Here is a 15,284-nt window from a genome sequence, read left to right as displayed (position 1 = left end):
TTTTTTTATTTAGGATCTGTAATCTCCGTTAATCTTAATATAATCATAAGTTAGATCACAGCCCCAGGAAGAAACAATAAAAGAACCACAATTCATATTTACAATTATTAAAATTTCATCTTCCGATAATATTTTTTTCGCAAGATCTTCCGAAAAATCTACAGGATATCCATTTTTGAATACTTCTATAGTTCCTTTTGAACTCTCCATGGATAATTGTAGTTTGTTTATATCAAAGTCCACACCAGCATATCCCAGTGCATCTAATACTCTTCCCCAGTTGGCATCAGCACCGAACATGGCAGTCTTTACTAGATTTGAACATATTACAGACTTGCTTAAAATTTCAGCATCATGTTCATTCGGAGCATTTATTACTTTGCATTCTACTAATTTAGTAGCACCTTCACCGTCTTTTGCCATCATTTTAGCTAAAGTTATATTTATTTCATTTAATGCTTGTGAAAATATTTGGTAATCCTGATTTTCTTCATTTATAACTGGATTTCCAGCAAGACCATTGGCAAGTATAAGGGCCATATCATTTGTTGATGTATCTCTATCTACTGAAATTCTGTTGTAACTAACTTTAACAGAATCTTTCAATGCTTTGTTCAAAAGAGCAGGAGATATGTTTGTATCTGTAGTAATAAAAGCAAGCATAGTAGCCATATCAGGATGTATCATTCCAGAACCCTTTGTCATTGCTCCTATAGTTGCAGTTTTATCACCAATTTTGAAACTCAGTGAAACTGTTTTTAGTACAGTGTCAGTAGTCATTATGGCATTTGCAGCATTTTTATGTTCATCTCCACTTAATGAATTTACTAAATCAGGTATAGATTTTTTTATAGCATCTATATTTAACTGGACTCCTATGACTCCAGTAGAAGCTACAAGAACATCTTCTTTTTTTAATTCAAGTAGATCAGCACAACATGAGCACATTTCCTCTGCATTTTTAATACCTGTATCTCCAGTACATGTATTTGCATTTCCACTGTTTATAATTATGGCCTGTGCCTTAGAATTATTTAAATGTTCTTTTGTAACTATAAGTGGAGCACCCTTAACTACATTTTTAGTATAAACACCAGCAGAATTACATGATTCTTTTGAATACACCAAGGCTAAATCTTTTTTATTTTCTTTCTTGAGACCTGTACTGACACCAGATGATTTAAAACCTTTAGGTGATGTAACGCCCCCTTTTGTAATCTTAAAATTCATATTCAATTATCCTCCTTTTAATGTACAAATAATCTATTAAAAAATAGATGGTACGAAATTAAGACCTTCTTTTTCATCAAAACCCAAGGCTATGTTCATATTTTGAATTCCCTGACCTGCTGAACCTTTGATCATATTGTCTATGCAGGAAATCAATATTAACTTGCCATTTTCCTCATCGTAGTGAAGAGAGATGTCACAGTAGTTTGAAAGCCTTACATTATTTATCTTGGAAACTTCCCCTAATGGAAGTACATTTACAAATGGCTCACTAGCATAAAATTTGCAGTATTCATCATGAATTTTTTCCATATCTACTTTTTGATTTGGAGTAGTATATATGGTAGATAGAATTCCTCTGTTTATTGGCAGAAGGTGAGGAGTAAATGTTAGTTTTATATCACTATTTGAAATAGAGTTTAATGTTTCTTCTATTTCAGGTGTATGTCTGTGTTTTGCTATTTTATATGCACTTAAGCTTTCATTACAATTAGTAAAATGTGATGATTCACTAAGACTTCTTCCAGAACCAGTTACTCCTGATTTGGAATCTGAAATTATTCCCTTTTCCTCTATAATGTTTTTAGAAATCAAAGGAAGAAGAGCAAGTTCTATGGAAGTAGCATAACATCCTGGATTTCCTATTATTTTTGCATTTTTTATCTTCTCTCTGTTAAGCTCTGGAAGACCATATATTGATTTATCATGTAAATTAGCTATGCTAAAATCTTTTCCATACCATTTCTTATATGTAAGTCCATTTTTGAATCTAAAATCGGCACCCATATCTATGCATATCTTGTTTTTATTTAATATTTTTTCTGCAATATTTTCACTTAAACCGTTAGGTAAAGCTATAAAAATTGCATCACATTTCTCTATTACAGTATCTTCGTCTTCACATATGAGATCATTTATATTATAAAAATTCGGGTATATACTTGAAAGCTTTTTCCCTTTATAACTGACTGAAGATATAGCTGATATTTCGACTTTGCTGTGGCTTGATAAAAGTCTTATTAATTCTGCTCCTACATAACCTGTGCCACCTATTATTCCAACTTTTAGCGATTTAATTACCCCCTTACTAACTATAAAAACATATTTATTATTATAAAACTTTATGAATAATTATGCAATACAGTTTATAAAAATTAATACTTGTATTTACTAATTTATAAAGACCTCTATAAATTAGTAAATACAATAAAATTATAATTTTTTATTTCATAATAGTCAATGATTTTTGTAGTAATTATATTGTGAATTATTCCTTATAATATATGTATAAGTATACATATCCTCATTAATAGATGCTGTTAATACAAAAAAGTGGAAATAGCTATTTACAACTACTGGTATTTGTTATAATGTTAATAATGAAAAATTTATACATTATGGAGGAGAAAATGAATAAAAAGGATTTATCAGATATTAGAAAAGAATTCAAAATTGATAGTTATGCACTTCCAATAAAAGAGGTATACAGTGTATATTTAAAAAAAGATAATGGACAGATAATAACAAATGAATTAACTCCATTTGAAATGATGGACATTGAAACCAGGGAATTATACTTAAATAATTTTAAAAAGGTAGTAACTGGTACAATAGACTCAAAAATATTTGAACTCAATTTTAAAAATCAAAATTTTGAAGAAAATTTGCCTGAAAGTACACAAAATATATTGTACAGTGCACTAAGCGAGAAAAAAAGCATACCTGATTTTGCCGATAAAATAGTTGATAAAATTCGTGACAATTTTAATTATGATACGGATATAGTGATAAATTTTATTAAATGTGAATACTATAGGGGAAATAAAAAAAGCAAAAATCAAGATGAAAATGTAGAAGATTATATACAAGCTATAGAATTCATACTTTGTAGTGTAAACAAAGTAGATATTCCAAAGAAAGTATTAAAGTTTGATTATTCTGAGATGAAGTTTAAATCGAATTCTATTTTAGATGTTACTATAAATTTAAATTCACCTCTTGATGGTTTTGTGTTTCCAAGTTTTAGTTCTGAATATGTAGATGTAAATAAGTTGATTTATTATTCACATAAGGCAAAACAAATAAATGATGCTTTTGTACAGGGCGTATTGGATTGTAATATGAAACCTACTGCTGTGGAGGAAAAGGAGAGTTTTACTGCTATAATTCAAACAGCAGTGGAAAATGAAATAAAACCTGAAGTCATGCAGGAAATATATGAAAATATAAACGAAAAACTTGAGTATGAAAATGAAGATGATGAAGAACCCAAAGTAGATATGAAAGAAGTTGTAAATATATTATCACAGAGTGGTATAGAAAAGCCTGAACTTGTAAAAAATGCGTTTGAAGAAGTATGCGGTGGAGATTATGAGTTTAAAGTTAAAAATATAGTGCCTGATTTTGAAAGAAGGTCTGTTAAGATAGAAAATGATAATATAAATATAACTATTACTCCGGGAAATTTGAACACAGTTAAGCAGATAAGAGATAAAGATGGTAGAAAATGTCTGATCATAGTATTAAATGAGGATGTTACAATTGATGGATTGAATATTGAAACTGAAAACCAAAATTATTAAATATGAGGTTTTTTTGCTGAAATGTTGATTATTATCAAAATAAATAGTAGAATGTAAATAGAAATAATTCTGAGCGTTTAAGTCTGATATGCTTTGAACTTATATGAGTTTGGTTTTTTTTTAATATTAAACAAGAGTTAAATACTCGGATATAAAGGAGAGATATAATGGACAATAAATTACTGAAAATAAATAATTTGAAAACAAGAGTGGGGGATACGGAAATACTGAAAGGTCTTAATCTGGAAATTGGCAAAGGAGAAATCCATGCAATTATGGGACCCAATGGTGCAGGAAAATCTACTCTTGTAAATACTATTATGGGTCATCCTAAGTATTCTATATCAGATGGAGAAATGTTATTTGAAGGAGAATCTTTAAATAACTTGAAAGTTGATGAAAGAGCCAAAAAAGGAATATTCATGTCATTCCAATATCCAGAAGAGATACCTGGAATAACTGTTGAAAATTTTCTCCGTACTGCAAAGACGGCTGTTGCAGGAAAGAATATAGGGATATTAGCTTTTAGAAGAGCGCTAAAGGAAAAACTAAAACTTTTGAAAATAGATGAAAGTTATGCACAAAGATATTTGAACGTAGGTTTCTCTGGTGGAGAAAAGAAAAAGAATGAAATACTTCAAATGGCAGTTCTCGAACCTAAATTGGCTATGCTTGATGAGACAGATTCAGGACTTGATGTAGATGCAGTTAGAATAGTATCAGAGGGAGTCAGCAAACTTAGAAATTCAAATAATTCAATACTTATAATTACTCATCACAATAGCATATTGGAATATTTGACACCAGATTATATTCATATTCTTGTAGATGGAAAAATAGTTAAAACCGGTGATGCTTCATTGGCTGATGAAATAGAGAAAAATGGATATGATCAATTTAAAGCTTTAGTATAAAGATTTACTTAAAAAGAGGTGTTTTTTTTGGAAAATGATAAAACTTATATAGAAGATGTTCATAGAAGTATTTATGATATAAAAAATGAAGTTAAATACAGTTATAAAACAAATTCTGGACTTACAAAAGAAATAATAGAGCAAATATCCGATGAAAAAAACGATCCGGAATGGATGAGAGAATTCAGACTAAAATCTCTAGATATATATAATAGCATGCCAATGCCATCATGGGGACCTGATTTAAAAGGATTGAATATGGAAAATATAGTTACTTATATAAGACCTGATACTGATATGAAACATGATTGGAATGATGTTCCCGATGATATAAAAAAGACTTTTGATTTACTTGGTATTCCAGAGGCAGAGCATAAATCACTGGCAGGTGTGGGAGCACAGTATGATTCAGAAGTTGTTTATCATAATGTAAGCGAAGATCTTAAAAAGCAGGGTGTGCTCTACATGGATATGGAAACTGCTATAAAGGAACATGAAGATCTTGTAAAACCACATTTTATGAAACTTGTTCCACCAACAGACCACAAATTTGCAGCACTTCATGGGGCAGTATGGTCCGGGGGATCATTTGTGTATGTACCGGCAGGAGTAGAAGTAGATATTCCAATTCAATCTTATTTTAGATTAAATGCTCCAGGAGCAGGACAGTTCGAACATACTCTTATAATAGTTGAAAAAGGTGCAAGAATTCATTATATAGAAGGATGTTCAGCACCTAAATATTTTGTAAACAATCTTCATGCAGGATGTGTTGAGTGCTATATAAGAGAAGGAGCTTCACTAAAATATAGTACTATAGAAAACTGGTCAAGAAATATGTACAATTTGAATACAAAGAGAGCACTTGTAGATAAAAATGCGCATGTAGAATGGGTATCCGGTTCCTTTGGATCTAAAGTTTCAATGCTGTATCCAATGAGCATATTAAAAGGAGAAGGAGCAAAGGCTGATTTTACAGGGGTAACTTTTGCAGGTTCGGGTCAATATTTGGATACTGGATCAAAAGTAGTTCATGCAGCACCTAATACAACATCCACTGTAAATACAAAATCAATATCTAAAAATGGCGGAGTTGCAATATACAGAGGCCTTTTGAGTTCTACTAAAGATGCAGATAACTCAAAAGCAAGTGTATCCTGTGAATCACTTATGCTTGACAGTGAATCCAGATCAGATACAATACCTGTTATAAGTGTGGCAAATAATAATGTTGATGTAGGTCATGAAGCTAAAATAGGAAGAATAAGTGATGATGCTATTTTTTATCTGATGAGCAGAGGTCTTACTGAAGAAGATGCAAGAGGTATGATAGTTAGAGGATTTGTAGAACCTATAGCAAAAGAACTTCCCCTTGAATATGCAGTAGAGATGAACAACTTGATCAAACTTGAATTAAAGGGAAGTATAGGATAAGGAGGTACGGTATGATAGACAGTAATAGTAAGGATATAATTTCTACTTTTGAAAATAAAAAGAATTTTAAATTAAATCAAGCATATGTTGCTACATGGAAGTACCTTGGATTAAATAGCTTTAATATGGATAATTACAGACTTCCACAAATAGAGCAATATAAAGAAAAATATATCGAGTTTAATAAAGAAGAATTTGATGGGGTAACTATAGTTCCTACCAAGGATGCATCCAGAAGTGAGTGCCTTTGTGGATGTTCAAGTTTTGATGATGCACCTTCTGTATCAAAAGATTTTGTAAGACTTGCAGAAAACGGATTTAATGCAGGTATATTTATAAAGGTTCCGGAGAACAAGATTGTAGATTCTTATTTAAGACTTAATTTCAATCTAAACAAGAATAATGCAACTCTTATAGATAATAATATAATTGTAGCTGAACCAAATAGTAAAATTACATTAGTAGTGGATTATATTACACAGGATAAGGAAACTGAAGCATTTCATAATGGATTAACTAAAGTATTTGCAAAAGAGGGATCAGAAGTAAATGTTGTAAAAATTCAGAGAATGAATGACAAATCAACTCATTTTGATTCAAATATGGCACTGGTAGAAGGAAATGGTAAAGTCAACTGGGTAACAATAGAAATCGGAAGTGGAATAAATGTTACAAATTATAATTCCGATTTAAAAGGAGATCACAGTTCAGCGGATATATACTCAGCTTATTTAGTAGATGGAGATAGAAGACAGGATATCTATTATACTACTAATCATTTTGGAAAAGAAAGCATGAGCAATATGATTATAGAAGGAGTATTGAAAGATAGAGCTAGAAAGATATTTAAAGGAAATATAGATTTTAAGAAGGGATCCTCTAAGTCAAAAGGTGCTCAGTCCGAAGAAGTATTACTTTTGGATCCTACTGTTAAAACAGATACTGTGCCAATGCTTTTATGCCATGAAGAAGATGTAGATGGAGTTCATGCAGCTAGTGTAGGCAAGATAGACGAGAATCAGCTTTTTTATTTGATGAGTCGTGGACTTGATAACAGAGAGGCAAAGAAGCTTGTAATAGAAGCTAGATTTAGTCCTATTTTCGATAGAGTACCTGCAGATGATTTAAAAGAGTTTCTGTCAGAGGAACTTAGAAGGAGGCTCGTAAATGAATAATGTGAGTTTGAAAAATTCCGATATAGATGTTAAAAAGATAAGAGAAGATTTCCCCATATTATCCATAAAAGTAAATGACAAAGACTTGGTATATTTTGACAATGGAGCAACCACTCAAAAGCCAAAGGCTGTTATGGAAGCTGTTCGCAGATATAATGAAGGATTAAACGGAAATCCTCATAGAGGAGCTCATTATCTTGGAGTTACATCTACAGAAGCTTATGAAAGTTCCAGAGAAAAAGTTAGAGAGTTTATAGGTGCAGAAAAAGATTCTGAAATAATATTTACAAGAAATGCTACAGAATCATTGAATTTAGTAGCTTACAGTTATGGATTAAATTTTATAAATAAGGGTGATGAAATAGTAATTCCTGTTTCAGAGCATCACAGCAACATACTTCCATGGCAAATGGTAGCTAGGGCAAAGGGTGCTGTACTCAAGTACATGTATCCAAACGAAGATGGAAGATTAACAGAAGAAGAATACAAGAGTAAAATAACTGATAAAACGAAATTGGTTGCTATAGCACAGATGTCCAATGTTCTTGGAACCAAATATCAGGTAAAGGAAATTGCAAAATATGCTCATGAAAAAGGTGCAGTAGTTTTAATAGATGGTGCTCAAAGTGCACCACATATGAAAGTTGATGTAAAAGATATAGATGCTGATTTCTTTGTGTTTTCAGGGCATAAGATGTTGGCTTCCATGGGTATAGGTGTACTATATGCAAAGGAAAAATTTTTATTGAAAATGCCTCCTTTTTTAAGAGGTGGAGATATGATAGAGTATGTAACTGAACAGGATGCGACTTTTGCAGAGCTTCCATTCAAGTTTGAAGCTGGTACTCAGAATGTAGAGGGTGCAGTATCAATTTCAGCAGCTATAGATTATCTAAACTCAGTAGGACTTGATAATATTGAAACTTATGAAAAAGAGCTTACGGAATATGCACTAAAAAAGCTTTCTGACATAGAATATGTTACAGTATATGGACCTAAAGATGTTAAAGATAGGGGAGGAATTGTTTCATTTAATGTAAAAGATGTTCATCCTCATGATGTTGCAAGTATATTAAATAATTATGGTGTGGCAGTTAGAGCCGGACATCATTGTGCACAACCTCTTATGAAACATTTGAAAATACAGGCATCAGCAAGAGCTAGTTTCTATTTTTACAATACTCGTGAAGAAATAGATAAATTTGTAGATAGTGTCAAACAGGTAAGGAAGTGGTTAGGTTATGGACGATCTTAGTCTTATATATTCAGAAATAATAACAGAGCATAATCAGGATACAACAAACAAGAGAAAAATAGATGATCCAGATATAAAAGAAAGAGGGCATAATCCAAGTTGTGGAGACGATATAACACTTTCATTGAAATTCAATGGAGACGTCATAGAAGATGTAGCCTATGAAGGAAGTGGATGTGCCATATCTCAAGCTTCTACATCCATGATGATAGATTTAATTAAAGGTAAAACTATTGAAGAAGCCATGGATTATGTAAATACATTTATTGGTATGATAAAAAAGAAAGTTACAGATGAAAAACAATTGGAAAAATTAGAAGATGCTATAGCACTTAAAAATATCTCTATGATGCCTGCCAGAGTAAAATGCGCAGTGCTTGCATGGCATACTTTGGATGAAGCCATAAAAAAGAAAAATGCTAAAAAAGTTCCCTCACAAAAATAAAACTTGGGCTGTTTTAATTGAAAAAAATCAATTGAGGCAGTCTTTCTGTTAATAACAGGTTTTATATCAAAAAATACTTTACATAAGAACACAAGTTCGATATAATTAAAATATTAGAAATATTTTAAACTATTTACTTAAATAACTAAATATTATATCATATCACATAATATTTAGTAGAAAATGGTAGGTAATGTAAAGTATATGAAGAACTTATTGGATGAAGTATTGGAGAAACTGAGGGATAAGTTGAATAAAATGGTGGATTCAGATGAGTATACAAATGCAGAGATATTAAAAGTGAGCCAAAAATTAGATGAACTCATTGTATATTATTACAAATCGCATTAAAATAAACAGGGTTCAACATAAAAATTCTTATATTAACATGAAATTTTTCTATGTTATGCAGGAAAAATAAAGTCTTTGTAGAATGTTTTAATTTAAGAGAAGTAATATTATTTTAAAATTATGGGGAGGATGTTAATATGAAATCTTTGAAAAGTTTTTTAACAAAAAAATCAATGAAAATGATAGGTTCCTTAGCATTATTTTTAGGGGGAATAGTTTTAGTACCAGCATCACTTGTTAGTGGACATCAACCAAAATGCCCTGATGAGTTATTAAAGTAATTAGTTTAGGCTTCTCCATAGATATATAATTTCTGTGGAGAGTCTTAATTTGTTATACATAGGAGAAAAATATGCCAGTTATAAGAGAAATAGTATTGGACAGTATAGAGGCTGTGCTTTTTTTAATGATTTTTGAAATATTATATAATAACAAGCAATTTATAAAAGAAAATAAAATTAAATCATTTATTTTTTGTATATTTTATGTTGCTGCTAGTTATTTTAGTACATTTTATATTGACAAAGTTTATCATACATTAGTACTTTCAATATTTTGTATTTTGTTATTAACGTGTATTGCTAAAATAAGATTTTTTATTTCATCTATAATATTTTTCCTGTTTATTTCAATGATTTTTATCACTGAAAATTTAGTTGAAATCATACAGATGTTTGTATTTAATATAAATTTAAATCAACTTTTTTTTAATCAAAAATACTTATTGATTTTTTTAATTAGTTCTAAATTACTTCAGATATTTATTGTAGTAATTATATTTAAATTGAACAAAAAATTTGGAAAATTTAATTTGTTTAGCCATAAAGATACAGTTTTGTCAAGTCTAATAATTCAAGTTGGTATATTTGGATTTTTTGTATTTATAATGAATTTTAGTGCGCTTAACATAAAAGATTCCAAAACATATAATATATTAATTTTTATCTTGTATTTTATATTTTTAATAGTTGAATTAAAAGAACTGAAAAATTATAGAAAATATATAAAAATAGAATCAAATTATAAAATTCAAGAACATCAGATTAAAAACATGGAAGAAATAATCAGCATAATAAGACAGGAAAAACACGATTTTGCAAATCACATTAATGTAATATGGGGATTATGTTCTTTAAATAAACCAAATACAGTAGAGAGAATAAGGACTTATGTAAGTGGAATTTCAGATACTATCCATTCATCATTTAAGTACATAAATACAGGAAATGATTATCTAGACGGATTACTATCTATTAAGAATAATTATGCAATAAAAAATGATATAAATTTTGATATAATGATTGATGAGCCATTTAGTAAGATAAAAATAAAGGAAAATGAGTTGATAAGTATTGTAAGTAATCTCATAGACAATGCTTTTGAAGCGTTTCTATTTGGATCTAATATTGAGAATAAAAAAATAACCTTTGATACTTTTATTGAAAATAAAAAGTTTTATATTGAAATATCCAATAATGCCGATATGATTCCAAAGGATATTCAGGACAAGATTTTTAATAAAGGGTTTTCAACAAAAACTAAAAAATCAAGTGATCATGGATTCGGACTCTATATTACTAAACAATTAATTGAACAAAATGATGGATTTATAGCTCTCGAAAGTAATTCTGAAATAACCAAGTTTTTAATTAAATTTGAAGTAAAGGAATCAACAAAATGAAAAATTTTATACCTCATCTAGTAGAAAAAATTTCTAAATCAAATCCTGAGTTTTCAGAGTTACAGTTAAAGAAAATGGAATATGGATTAACTTGTATTTTCGATGAGATTACGAAATTAATTCCTTACTATATAATATTTTGGATATTTTCTATTCAAAAATATTATATAATTGCCTTAATATTCTTTTGTCCTATTAGGCTATTTTCGGGTGGGTATCATGCAAAAACTTATTGGGGATGCTTTATTATGAGTTTTATTATATTTTCTACAATTATTATTGTTGGAAAATATATAACAATTAATAGTGGTATTTTATTAATACTATTAATTATTTCTTTTATTTGTATTTGCATATTTTCACCTGTAGATAATGTTAATAGGCCAATCAAGAGCAGTGAACGCAAAAATCAGCTTAACAAGTATTCTATAGTTATTACATTTATATTAATTGTAATTTGTTGTTTTATTCCTAATAAAGTTTTAACTACTGCTGTTATATCAATTTTAAGTGCTACAATAATGATGATGATTGAAAAATTAAATATATAATATATTATTATATAAAAAACATAAAATAAACTATATAAGGAGGTGAACCCTTTAGCATAAAACTACATTGTGTTTTATGCTGGGGAAGTAAATGGATGGGAAATGGAAAGATGTAAAAAATAGTACGGATATCAGAGGCGTTGTAATAAAAAATTCCGAAAGGGATGTAAACCTTATAGATAGTATGATTTCAAGTATAGCGAAAGCTTTTGTGGTGCTTTTATCCAGAAAAAAAAATAGGGATTTGAGTAAACTTAAAATATCTATAGGAATGGATTCTAGAATAACTAGTGAAAGTATAAAAGAAATTTTAATTTCTGAGATGAAAAAATTGGATTGTACTGTAATGGACTGTGGCTTATGTTCTACACCAGCAATGTTCATGAGTACAATATTTGAAAATTATAAATCAGATGGAGCTATAGAAATAACGGCCAGTCATCTTCCTTATTATTATAATGGATTCAAATTCTTTACTAGTAAAGGAGGGTTTGACAAGGAGGATATAAATGAATTGATTGATAGTGCACAAAATGAAAAGGTTTGTACAGTGCAAGAATCAGGAGTTATAATCAAACGTGATCTTATGAAAGACTATAGTGATTTTTTAATAAATAAAATAATAGATGGAATAGACGATAAAGAATATAGATTGAAACCACTTCAAAATTTTAAAATAGTTGTAGATGCGGGAAACGGTGCAGGTGGATTCTTTGTAGAAAAAGTATTGAATCAATTGGGAGCGGACACTAATGGAAGTCAATTTATCGAACCAGATGGTACTTTCCCAAATCATATACCGAATCCAGAAAAAAAGGAAGCTATGGATTCTTTAAAAAAGGCTGTACTTGAAAATAAAGCTGATATTGGAATTATATTTGATACAGATGTGGATAGATCAGCTATAGTGGATAGTTATGGAAGAGAAATAAATAGGAATCTGCTTATAGCATTGACTTCTGCAATTGTTCTTGAAGAACATCCAGGATCTATAATAGTGACTGATTCTGTTACCAGTAATGGTCTTAAAAAATTCATAGAAAAAAGAGGTGGTATACATCATAGATTTAAAAGAGGCTATAGAAATGTTATTAATGAAGCTATAAGATTTAATAATGAAAACAAAGAATGCTATTTTGCCATTGAAACTTCTGGACATGCCGCCTTGAAGGAAAATTATTTTTTAGATGATGGAGCTTATCTGGTTTGTAAAATACTTATAAAAATGGCAAAATTAAAAAATCACGATAATAGAAAGCTTTCTGATTTGATTTCTGATCTAGATAGTCCATGTGAAAGCAAGGAATATAGAATGAAAATCAAATTTAATAATTTTAAAGAGTATGGTTCTAATGTTTTGGACAACTTAAAGGAATATGTGCAAAGAATTAATGGATGGAGTATTGAACCTGAAAATTATGAAGGAATAAAGGTAAATTGTAATAAAGAGAATGGAGATGGCTGGTTTTTGTTAAGGTTGTCATTGCATGAAGCTGTAATGCCGTTGAATATAGAATCAGATAGTCAAGGAGGAGTTGAACTTATAGTTTCAAAATTAATAAAATATCTTATGAAACATGATAAACTAGACCTTTCAAGTATGATGTCTAAAAAATAAAACATAAAGCTTGTAAATTTCAAATGGAATTTACAAGCTGATTTATTAAATATCCATAGCATTTACAAATGATAAAAATTTAAAATTCAAAGTCTCTTTATCCTTTTTATCTGCAAAAGAATAATCTATGCTATTTTTTATAACCTTTTTTATATCATTTAAAGTGAAATTTTGATATTTTACAAGATATTTGAATTCATCAACTATACTTGTATTTGATACAGTTGTATTATCTGTATTAACTGTTATTATAATTCCATTATCCATATATGACTTTACTGGATGCTCTTTGTAGGAATTAACTGCAGAAGTATTTACATTACTTGTAATACAAACCTCAAGAGGTATGTTGTTTTGTTTTAGATATTCAACTACATGGTTATCTCTAAATGCAAACACACCATGACCTATTCTCTCTGCATTTAAAAGTTCTATGGATTTTATTATGTTTTCAGGATTGCCAGTTTCTCCTGCATGTACAGTACGGTGCAGTCCATAATATTTTGCCATATCAAAAGCTTCTTTATGTATTTCAGGAGGAAAATCAGCTTCATTTCCAGCTAAATCTATTGCTGAAACTCCTAAACCTATAAAATCTTTTGCCGCATTTACTAAATCTTTACTCATTTCTGAAGATTTATGTCTCATAGCACATAAAATTAAATTTGATGTAATCCCATATTTTTCTCTACCATCTTTTATAGCATCTATACTGGCATTTATTACATTTTTTAAACTTAGACCTTTCTTCAAATGGTTGAAAGGTGCAAAACGAATCTCTATATAGCATATATTTTGTCTTGCGGCATCTTCTAATAATTCCAATGTTATTCTATATATATTATCATAGCTTTGCATAATTTTTATAGGAATATCAAATTTGTTTAAGTAGTCTTTTAATGAATCACATTTTCCTGATATTTTTACATATTTTTCTAATCCGTTTATATTATAATCTGGAATACAAATCTTATCTTTTCGTGCAATATCTATCATGGTTTGTGGTCTTATACTACCATCCAAATGACAATGTAAATCTGTTTTTGGTATTGCTTTTAATAATTTATCCAAGTTCATAAAATCACATCCTTTAATTTATAATAACATAAATATTAACTAAATAATTGTAGTTGAATATATTATATAATAGTAATAAAAAAGGAGCTGCCATTTTGAATATATATGTAGTAACAGGGGGAGATTCCATATGGTCCATATCACAAAAGTTTGGAGTAAATCCAGAAAACATAATAAGGGCCAATGCTTTGGATCCAAATGAGAGTTTAGTAATAGGACAAACACTTGTAATTCCAGCAACTGAAAGATCATATATGGTACAGCCAGGTGATTCTCTTTGGAATATAGCTAATAGATTTGGAGTATCGTTAGAAAGCATAATTTCAGTAAATAATATTTCTGATCCTGCTCAAATCTATCCAGGTATGATACTTGTAATACCTGGACAGTCAAAAAATTATGGATATATAGAAACAAATGCTTTCATACAACCTGGAAGTCCTGAAAGAGATAGAAATTTAGTAAGCGGTGTTGCAAGATATTTGACCTATTTGACTCCATTTAGTCATCAGGTTACAGAAGATGGAGGTTTAACACCTTTAAATGATGATGTAGCAGTGAATACAGGAAGAAATTTTAGAACAGCACCACTTCTATCTGTAACAAATATATCAGGGGATAATTTTGATAGTAATTTAATACAAAATATATTGAATAATGAAAATCTACAAAATAATTTAATAGACAATATTGTATCTGTGCTGCAGGCTAAATCTTATTCTGGTGTTGTTATAGATTTTGAGAGAATTCCACCAGCAGACAGGGAAAAATATAATGATTTTTTAAGAAAATTAGTGGCAAGACTGCATCCTATGGGATATGTAGTTGGCACTGCTCTTGCACCAAAGACGTATGATATTACAACAGGTTCATGGCATGGAGCACATGATTATAGGGCCCATGGAGAGATAGTTGATTTTGTGATTATTATGACTTACGAGTGGGGGTGGTCAGGAGGTCCACCAATGGCC

General features: G+C 29.6%; 15 protein-coding genes. 12 read left to right on the top strand and 3 right to left on the bottom strand.

The window, feature by feature from the left end; all coding sequences use genetic code 11:
* Positions 1 to 9: 9 nt before the first annotated feature.
* Positions 10 to 1,230: a bifunctional glutamate N-acetyltransferase/amino-acid acetyltransferase ArgJ gene (gene argJ / locus KM800_RS11150; protein ID WP_217813140.1), complete on the bottom strand. Its 1,221-nt coding sequence runs from the start codon at positions 1,228 to 1,230 to the stop codon at positions 10 to 12.
* Between the two features lie 36 nt (positions 1,231 to 1,266).
* A complete protein-coding gene (argC, locus tag KM800_RS11145) occupies positions 1,267 to 2,307 on the bottom strand; it encodes an N-acetyl-gamma-glutamyl-phosphate reductase (protein WP_217813163.1) in 1,041 nt (346 codons plus the stop codon).
* A gap of 332 nt (positions 2,308 to 2,639) precedes the next feature.
* Between argC and KM800_RS11140 the strand changes: the two genes are divergently transcribed.
* From KM800_RS11140 to KM800_RS11090, 11 genes are all read left to right on the top strand, one after another.
* Positions 2,640 to 3,812 (top strand): DUF4317 family protein, encoded by a 1,173-nt coding sequence (locus KM800_RS11140; protein ID WP_217813139.1) that lies wholly within the window; start codon positions 2,640 to 2,642, stop codon positions 3,810 to 3,812.
* Between the two features lie 167 nt (positions 3,813 to 3,979).
* Complete coding sequence (gene sufC / locus KM800_RS11135) at positions 3,980 to 4,726, top strand: Fe-S cluster assembly ATPase SufC (RefSeq protein ID WP_217813138.1); 747 nt, start codon at positions 3,980 to 3,982, stop codon at positions 4,724 to 4,726.
* Positions 4,727 to 4,753: 27 nt separating this feature from the next.
* The gene (gene sufB / locus KM800_RS11130; RefSeq protein ID WP_217813137.1) at positions 4,754 to 6,160 is read left to right on the top strand and encodes a Fe-S cluster assembly protein SufB; all 1,407 of its coding nucleotides are present in this window, start codon (positions 4,754 to 4,756) and stop codon (positions 6,158 to 6,160) included.
* 11 nt (positions 6,161 to 6,171) lie between these two features.
* A complete protein-coding gene (sufD, locus tag KM800_RS11125) occupies positions 6,172 to 7,335 on the top strand; it encodes a Fe-S cluster assembly protein SufD (RefSeq protein WP_217813136.1) in 1,164 nt (387 codons plus the stop codon).
* The gene (locus KM800_RS11120; RefSeq protein ID WP_254906544.1) at positions 7,328 to 8,590 is read left to right on the top strand and encodes a cysteine desulfurase; all 1,263 of its coding nucleotides are present in this window, start codon (positions 7,328 to 7,330) and stop codon (positions 8,588 to 8,590) included. Before sufD ends, KM800_RS11120 begins: the two co-directional genes overlap by 8 nt.
* Positions 8,577 to 9,035, top strand: coding sequence for a Fe-S cluster assembly sulfur transfer protein SufU (gene sufU / locus KM800_RS11115; protein WP_217813135.1), 459 nt, complete (start codon positions 8,577 to 8,579; stop codon positions 9,033 to 9,035). Before KM800_RS11120 ends, sufU begins: the two co-directional genes overlap by 14 nt.
* A gap of 204 nt (positions 9,036 to 9,239) precedes the next feature.
* Positions 9,240 to 9,386 carry an aspartyl-phosphate phosphatase Spo0E family protein gene (locus tag KM800_RS11110; protein ID WP_217813134.1) on the top strand — a complete coding sequence of 49 codons (147 nt, stop codon included), beginning with the start codon at positions 9,240 to 9,242 and terminating at the stop codon, positions 9,384 to 9,386.
* Between the two features lie 137 nt (positions 9,387 to 9,523).
* Positions 9,524 to 9,667 carry a cyclic lactone autoinducer peptide gene (locus tag KM800_RS11105; RefSeq protein WP_217813133.1) on the top strand — a complete coding sequence of 48 codons (144 nt, stop codon included), beginning with the start codon at positions 9,524 to 9,526 and terminating at the stop codon, positions 9,665 to 9,667.
* A 71-nt stretch (positions 9,668 to 9,738) separates the two neighbouring features.
* A complete protein-coding gene (locus KM800_RS11100; RefSeq protein ID WP_217813132.1) occupies positions 9,739 to 11,067 on the top strand; it encodes a sensor histidine kinase in 1,329 nt (442 codons plus the stop codon).
* Positions 11,064 to 11,618, top strand: coding sequence for an accessory gene regulator B family protein (locus tag KM800_RS11095; protein ID WP_217813131.1), 555 nt, complete (start codon positions 11,064 to 11,066; stop codon positions 11,616 to 11,618). Before KM800_RS11100 ends, KM800_RS11095 begins: the two co-directional genes overlap by 4 nt.
* Positions 11,619 to 11,709: 91 nt before the next feature.
* Positions 11,710 to 13,236 (top strand): phosphomannomutase/phosphoglucomutase, encoded by a 1,527-nt coding sequence (locus tag KM800_RS11090; RefSeq protein ID WP_217813130.1) that lies wholly within the window; start codon positions 11,710 to 11,712, stop codon positions 13,234 to 13,236.
* A gap of 45 nt (positions 13,237 to 13,281) precedes the next feature.
* Here KM800_RS11090 and add read toward each other — a convergent pair whose 3' ends face one another.
* A complete protein-coding gene (gene add, locus KM800_RS11085) occupies positions 13,282 to 14,313 on the bottom strand; it encodes an adenosine deaminase (RefSeq protein WP_217813129.1) in 1,032 nt (343 codons plus the stop codon).
* A 95-nt stretch (positions 14,314 to 14,408) separates the two neighbouring features.
* On the opposite strand from add, the gene KM800_RS11080 reads away from it, so the two are divergent.
* The coding region (locus KM800_RS11080; protein WP_217813128.1) for a LysM peptidoglycan-binding domain-containing protein at positions 14,409 to 15,284 on the top strand (876 nt) is incomplete at its 3' end.

Origin of the sequence: Clostridium tyrobutyricum, assembly GCF_019144085.1 — a bacterium.
GTDB classification, from domain to species: Bacteria; Bacillota; Clostridia; order Clostridiales; family Clostridiaceae; genus Clostridium_B; species Clostridium_B tyrobutyricum_A.
The sequence above is the reverse complement of the archived record's forward strand: the minus strand, read 5'-3'. Positions and strand labels throughout refer to the sequence as shown.